The following is a 3312-nucleotide window of genomic DNA, read 5'->3' as shown; positions in this document are numbered from 1 at the left end:
CCTGCTCCTGGGCGGCGTCGTCTCGTGGCTCACGATTCCGGCGACGCCCGCCCGCCGGCTGGCTGGCCCTGCCTAGAGTTCGTCCATGGGCGTACGACGGGGGGCCGGGCTGGCGGCGACGGCTGCCCTCCTCCTCGCGCTCGCTGCGTGCAGCGAGCCGGAGTCGGCCGATGTGCCCTCGCCGGTGACGGAGAAGGGCCCGGAGCCGTCCTCCGCGACGTCGAGTCCCGCGGTCCCGGTGGCGGACCCGGCACACGCGGTCGACCCTCCCGGCCGGCGCGACGGCCGGCTGTGGAGCGCGGACATCCTGGTGCAGTGGGACAAGCCCCTCGACGACGCGCTGGTCAAGCAGATCTCGCGCCTGGAAGGCGTGGCGCACACCGAGCGGATCGGCCTGGGCCAGGTCAGCCTGGAGAACCGGGTGCTGACGATCGCCGCGGTCGACCCGGGCGACTACCGCAACTTCACGCGTGCCGAGGTCGCCGACTTCCAGGAGGCCTGGGACCGGGTCGCCGGGGGTGAGCTGGCCATCGACCGGTCGGTCGCCAGGCGGCTGCAGGACGAGGAGGGGACGATCCGGCTCGGCGTCGAGGACGACTCCCCGACGCTGCACGTCGGCGCCTACACCCCGCAGATCCCCACGATCGACATGGTGGTCAACACCGCGTGGGCCGCGGACATCGAGATGGCCGATGACAACGGCCTGCTGATCTCGACGGATGGCACCACGCCCGCCACGATCCGCAAGCCGCTCGAGCGCCTCGTCGGCGACGACGTGTCGGTGCAGATGCTCGACATCGCCTCGACGCTCGGGCTCGACCCCGACGCCCAGCTCACCGCGCTCCCGACCGGTGGCACCCTCGGCAGCGTGGTCGGCGTCTACCGCTACCGCGTCCTCGGCGGCGGCCGGATCGCCCCGGAGCCCTCGTGGGTGGCGGCCAACATCCGCACCGAGGTGGTGCCGATCCTCGGTGCGGTCACCTGCCACCAGGACCTCTTCCCTCAGCTGCGGGCGGCGCTGCTGGAGGTGCAGTCGCGCGGGCTCGCGGGCGAGATCAACCCCGACGAGTACGCCGGCTGCTACTACCCGCGCTTCATCGCCAACACGACCTCGCTCTCCAACCACTCCTTCGGCCTCGCGCTCGACCTCAACGTGCCCGGCAACGGCCGCGGCACCGTCGGGGAGATGAACCGCGACGTGGTCGCGAACTTCAAGACGTGGGGCATCGCGTGGGGCGGCGACTGGCGCTACACCGACCCGATGCACTTCGAGCTCAGCGAGGTGAAGGCGGTCGGCGGCTAGCTAGGCTCGGCGCCATGCGCGCAGTCCAGGTCGTCACGCCCACCGGTCCCGCCGACGTCGTCGTGCGTGAGGTGGATGCCCCCACGCCCGGCCCGCACGACGTCCTCGTGGAGGTGCACAGCGTCGGCGTCTCGTTCCCCGACCTGCTGCTGAGCCGCGGCGAGTACCAGATGAAGCCGGAGCCGCCCTTCAACCTGGGTGTCGACTTCGCCGGCGTCGTCCTCGACCCGGGCAGCAGCGACTTCACGACCGGTCAGCGCGTCGCCGGCGTCGCCGGCTGGGGCAACGCCGCCGAGATCGTCGCCTCACCGAAGATCTGGACCTTCCCGCTGCCGGACGCCATGTCCTTCGACGAGGGCGCGGCGCTGCCGATGAACTACCTCACCGCACAGTTCGCGCTCAAGGACCGCGGCGGTATCGCCGAGGGTGACACCGTCCTCGTGCACGGCGCCGCGGGCGGCGTCGGCACCGCGACGATCCAGGTCGCCAAGGGGTACGGCGCCCGCACCATCGCCGTCGTCAGCACCCCCGCGAAGGCGCAGGTCGCGCGCGACGCGGGAGCGGACGAAGCGGTTCTCGTCGAGGGCTTCCGCGACGCGGTCAAGGGCCTCACCGGCGGCCGCGGGGTCGACATCGTCCTCGACGTCGTGGGTGGCGACCTCTTCACCGACTCCCTGCGCTGCCTCGCCGAGCAGGGTCGCCTGCTGGTCGTCGGCTTCGCGGCCGGCCAGGGCATCCCCGAGGTGAAGGTCAACCGGTTGCTGCTGGGCAACATCGACGTCCGCGGTGTGGGCTGGGGGGCCTACGCGATGACGCGGCAGGACTTCATGCAGCAGCAGTGGCGTGAGCTGGTGCCGATGATCGAGACCGGCGTCATCAAGCCACCGATCGGTGCGACGTACGACCTCGAAGGCTTCGGTCAGGCGCTGATCGACATGGCGGACCGCAAGACCCTCGGCAAGTCGGTCGTGCGGTTCAGGGCCTGATCCCGGCTCGTCGCAGGGACGTTGGTCCCGCCATGAGGGTGCCTTGAGCCCTGACGTCCGGCTGGCTCGCGACACAGGCTGGCAGTGACGAGAGGACAGGGCCATGGAGGCGATCAACACTCACGGGGTTCCGGCGGGCACGGTGGTGGTTGGAGTGGACGGCTCCGCGTCCTCCCACACAGCGCTGGGCTGGGCAGTTGACCAGGCGGTGGCCGAGAAGCGTCCGCTGACGCTCGTGTGTGCCGCCGCCTCGCTCGAGAGCCGCGACGGGCAGACGACCATGGAGGAGGCGCAGGCCGAGGTCGCTCGCCGCGCGGACGGGTTGGCCGTGCACCAGCTGCTGATCGTCGCCGACCCACGCGAGGCGCTGCTCCAGTTGTCGCGGCAGGCGGCCCTCGTGGTCGTGGGCTCGCGCGGTCGTGGGCCGGTGCGCAGGCTGCTGCTGGGATCGGTGGGGGTCGCCGTGACCAGACACGCCTCCTGCCCCGTCGTCGTGGTGCGACCCGGCAACCCGGGCCTCGTCCGCAACGGAGTGCTCGTCGGCGTCGACGGCAGTGAGATGTCACTGGGAGTGCTCGAGTTCGCCTTCCGCCACGCCTCCCTGCACGGACTTCCGCTGACCGTGCTGCACACGTTCGTCGACTCGATGGTCTACGACGCCACGGCAGGTGTCGCGGTCCCCTTCATGGTCGACGTCCGATCGAGCGACGCCGAGGAGGAACGCCTCCTGCTCGCCGAGTCCATGAGCGGGATGCAGGAGAAGTATCCCGACGTGCCCGTGCGCACGGAGCTGGCGCGGGGCCTGCCCGCCGACCGGCTGTTGGAGGAGGCCGCCAGGATGAATCTCGTGGTGGTCGGCAGTCACGTCGGCGGCACTGCGGCGCAACTGCTCCGCGGCTCGGTCGCGATGGCCGTGGTCGAGCACGCCACCTGCCCGGTGGCCCTGGTGCCGGTCGGCGAGCGCGCATGAGTCAGGCACGGCTGGTCGACACCGGGCCGGGGGCCGACATCGTGAAGTCGGTG

At 71.5% G+C, this 3312-nt stretch carries 3 protein-coding genes; all 3 read left to right on the top strand.

All coding sequences use genetic code 11. The features are described 5' to 3' along the window. The first annotated feature begins 85 nt into the window (after positions 1 to 85). The 3 genes from RMO85_RS05730 to RMO85_RS05720 all read left to right on the top strand — a co-directional run bounded on the left by RMO85_RS05730 (position 86) and on the right by RMO85_RS05720 (position 3259). Entirely contained in the window at positions 86 to 1303 is a 1218-nt protein-coding gene (locus RMO85_RS05730) for a M15 family metallopeptidase (RefSeq protein WP_310527249.1), read from the top strand. A gap of 14 nt (positions 1304 to 1317) precedes the next feature. Then, positions 1318 to 2289, top strand: coding sequence for an NADPH:quinone oxidoreductase family protein (locus RMO85_RS05725; protein ID WP_310527246.1), 972 nt, complete (start codon positions 1318 to 1320; stop codon positions 2287 to 2289). Positions 2290 to 2392: 103 nt separating this feature from the next. Beyond that, entirely contained in the window at positions 2393 to 3259 is an 867-nt protein-coding gene (locus tag RMO85_RS05720; RefSeq protein WP_310527244.1) for a universal stress protein, read from the top strand. Positions 3260 to 3312 lie beyond the last annotated feature (53 nt).

It is taken from the genome of Nocardioides sp. (genome assembly GCF_031422975.1).
Classification (GTDB): Bacteria; Actinomycetota; Actinomycetes; order Propionibacteriales; family Nocardioidaceae; genus Nocardioides.
The sequence above is the reverse complement of the archived record's forward strand: the minus strand, read 5'-3'. Positions and strand labels throughout refer to the sequence as shown.

Coding starts and splice junctions, on each gene's coding strand:
- RMO85_RS05730 (WP_310527249.1), top strand. CDS start 86: ATGGGCGTACGACGGGGGGCCGGGCTGGCGGCGACGGCTGCCCTCCTC.
- RMO85_RS05725 (WP_310527246.1), top strand. CDS start 1,318: ATGCGCGCAGTCCAGGTCGTCACGCCCACCGGTCCCGCCGACGTCGTC.
- RMO85_RS05720 (WP_310527244.1), top strand. CDS start 2,393: ATGGAGGCGATCAACACTCACGGGGTTCCGGCGGGCACGGTGGTGGTT.